The 2,170-nt window shown below is 26.8% G+C and carries 3 protein-coding genes; 2 read left to right on the plus strand and 1 reads right to left on the minus strand.

All coding sequences use genetic code 11. The annotated features are described in order from the left end of the window. Positions 1–803: 803 nt before the first annotated feature. Together tsaT and lnsA are read left to right on the plus strand one after the other, a co-directional pair. Positions 804–992: a type II toxin-antitoxin system toxin TsaT gene (gene tsaT, locus CD127_RS11935; protein WP_103299108.1), complete on the plus strand. Its 189-nt coding sequence runs from the start codon at positions 804–806 to the stop codon at positions 990–992. An 86-nt stretch (positions 993–1,078) separates the two neighbouring features. Beyond that, a complete protein-coding gene (gene lnsA / locus CD127_RS11940) occupies positions 1,079–1,666 on the plus strand; it encodes a lipoprotein N-acylation protein LnsA (protein WP_103366827.1) in 588 nt (195 codons plus the stop codon). 102 nt (positions 1,667–1,768) lie between these two features. On the opposite strand, the gene CD127_RS11945 is transcribed toward lnsA, so the two are convergent. Beyond that, entirely contained in the window at positions 1,769–2,005 is a 237-nt protein-coding gene (locus CD127_RS11945) for a hypothetical protein (protein ID WP_103299107.1), read from the minus strand. Between the last annotated feature and the right edge of the window lie 165 nt (positions 2,006–2,170).

Raw genomic sequence — 2,170 nt, forward strand, 5'->3', positions numbered from 1 at the left:
ATTATATATTGTGTATTCATATAAGAAAACTCGAATTTATAATTCGACTTATATTCTAACTATTAATGTATTGCAATTATTGATAACATATAATTGATTATCAAGTTTAATATATTGTGCAAAAATTAATTGTCCATTTAAAAATATTAAACCACGTAACTTTTAAATAATCACTTTATTTTTTTATGGGGCCACTTTATTTTTTATAAATATGTCGAAATTGTGAACATTCGAAGTGATTTATCTATTTATTTTTATATCAAATTCCCTTTCTGATTGACATTGGATTTTTTAACATAATTCATTTATATAATTTTATCGTTTAGATTGAAATATATTACTGTTGACCAAGCTTAAATGTCTTAGTTGACGGTTTTTTTATGCCGTAATTTAAATGGAATTTTGTCAAAATTAAGTCATTATAAAAATGTTATGCATTTCGATTAGATAGTAAGTTTGCCCCACCTTCAATTAATGATATGATTAGAATAATGATTTTATAAAATTTAAGAGGTGGCACCCATGAATTCAAGCAAACTATTTTGGTTAAATATTGTCATGACAATTGCGTTTTTAGGGTTTAATATTATAGTCACCTACTATCCTAAATTAGATGATTTTTTTGGCTTATACCTGGTTTAATTGTTAGTAGTATCATTATTATTGTTAGTTTAAGTACTGCAGCAGTATACAAGAACCTTGTAAGCGAAATTATTTTTCTAATTAATATAGTTTTATTGTTATATTACTTGTATCCATTAATATACAATTTCTTTTAAACTACGTTATAGGAGGCTTGAAATATGAGTACACATTTAACCATTCTACTATGGCTAGGTATTTTCTTCGTGATAGCAGCCTCAATTATATTAGGCTTACTGCTTAAATCTAAAAAAGAAGAACGTAAAGAATCATACCTAGGATTCACAGTAGTATTTTATATTTTCGGTTTTGCTTTACTGATATATGTATTGATCTTTGGTATTTTATAGTTAAAGTTAATCAAGAAATCTAATAGCTATATTTTATTTTTCCTTAATTTAGATTACTTATAACTTAGCGTATATAATTGAGGAGAATTGAAGTGACATTCAATCAACGACTTATTGTTAAAATTTTTTCTATCATATTATTAGGATGGTTATGTATATCATTTAACACTTATGCTCAATCTGATTATTCAGCAACCACTTCTGCTAAGAATGATGATTTCGAACTACAACCTGGTGATATTATTTTAACTAAAGGTCCAGTATTATTTGGATTCTTTGGCCATTCTAGTATTGCACTGGATCATGACACAGTTTTACAAATTGAAGGTCCTGGACAGAAGCCTATTACTGAATCGTTTGAGTCATTTAAAGAACGTTTTGGAGAAGGTAAAGATGACTGGATTAAAGTCTATCGATGTTCTAAAGCTGGAGCTGGTCAACAAGCTGCCAATTGGGCAAGGCGACATTACGAAGATAGTGATAAGACATACTTAGTTACAATCAATCCTAAAAGCGAGCGTTTTACCTATTGCACAAAAATTATCTATCAGGCTTATAAATATGGTGTAAATAAGAATGCAGTAAATGATCAAGGTTTACTTATCATTTCACCTTATGCCCTAGTAGATAATTTTACGGATGATTACCGACTCAAATTAGTTAAAACATATTAAATCTATAAGAAAGTAAGGCGAGAAGAATTCATAAGTGATTTCTTCCCGCCTTTTTAATTTGTCATTCTCTTCGCAAAATGCTAATTAACCTGTTTGTGATAGTTAGACTGTTTCTCTAAAGTAATTAATAAAATGCTCATTTTCTTCTAATAAATCAATGTAAGAAATAGAACTGAACGGAATAATACGCGTACAATTTTTAAGCGGATAAATAATTACTTCATTTTCATAGTCTAAATGAATATCGTTTTCTAATACCATTTTCTTTGAACCAACAACGACTGCAATAGCTTTGAAATCCTTATTTTCAAAGTATCTTTTAAGTAATTTTTTATTCATAATATATCACATCCTATTCACTTAATATTTATCACATTCATGTAAAAAAACAGTAAATTAAATGTATAAATTAAGTAAACACCTAAAATTCAAATATATATTTTATTTTTTAAATACTAACTCATTAAAATTGTAGTAAAATAATAATATATTTTATATAAGAAG

Source organism: Staphylococcus petrasii (assembly GCF_002902565.1).
GTDB lineage: Bacteria > Bacillota > Bacilli > Staphylococcales > Staphylococcaceae > Staphylococcus > Staphylococcus petrasii.